Source organism: Streptomyces sp. NPDC058375, from assembly GCF_042723425.1.
Classification (GTDB): Bacteria; Actinomycetota; Actinomycetes; order Streptomycetales; family Streptomycetaceae; genus Streptomyces; species Streptomyces durocortorensis.
The window spans coordinates 1-805 of sequence record NZ_JBHXJG010000287.1 but is presented as its reverse complement, the minus strand read 5'-3'; the positions used below and the strand labels follow the sequence as shown (position 1 = coordinate 805).

Sequence of the window (805 nt, the reverse complement as noted above, 5' to 3'; positions counted from 1 at the left end):
GGGGCGCTGCCCCCGGACCCCCGCTCCTCGAACGCCGGAGGGGCTGGTTCGGTTACTTCAGCCCGCGCAGTGTCAGACGCAGCAGCCGGTCCGCCAACTCCGGGTCGTCCGGCGACTGCTCGGCCGCCAGCGCGATCGCGTTCGTCAGCTGGAGCAGGTCGTCGATCGAGACATCGCCCCGCACCGACCCGCTCTCCTGCGCCCGCCGCAGCAGCCCCGCGCCCGCTTCCCGGAGCGGCAGATGGCACTGCACCAGGGCCGAGCTCTCGTCGCGCGAGGCGGACATCAGGCTGTGGGCCAGGCCGCGGTACTCACCCGCATGGGTGACGATCGCGCCCAGCCACTCCACCAGCGCCCGGCACGGTGCTTGTGCCGCCGCCAGCTCCCGGGAGCGGTCCAGGAGTGAGCCCAGGGCGTCCTGGAAGACCGCGTTCATCAGGGCGTCCCGGTTCGGGAAGTGCCGGTAGAGGGTGCCGATGCCCACGCCAGCCCGCCGGGCGATGTCCTCCAGCGAGGCGTCCGTACCGTGCTCGGCGAAGGACCTGCGCGCCTCGCCCACCAGCCGGTCGTGGTTCCGGCGCGCGTCCGCGCGCATCGGCCGGGCCGGCGGCTGTTCCGTGCTCGCGTCCGCCCGCGGCGGCTGCGCCGTGCTCGTGTCCATGTCCATCGGGATCGCCCCTGCCATGGCTTTTGCCCCTCCCTCGGTCCTCGGACCCCTCTGACCTCACGGCCCCCTCGGACCCTTCGTCGGTTCCAGGATGCCACTGCGACGAAGGGGCCCGGTCCACGTCGTCACGACGCGGAC

The 805-nt window shown here is 73.4% G+C and carries 1 protein-coding gene; it reads right to left on the bottom strand.

Annotation, left to right across the window (positions count from 1 at the left end; genetic code table 11):
* Window positions 1-52 precede the first annotated feature (52 nt).
* Window positions 53-595 (bottom strand): TetR/AcrR family transcriptional regulator, encoded by a 543-nt coding sequence (locus ACFWM7_RS30745; protein WP_383266816.1) that lies wholly within the window; start codon window positions 593-595, stop codon window positions 53-55.
* Window positions 596-805 lie beyond the last annotated feature (210 nt).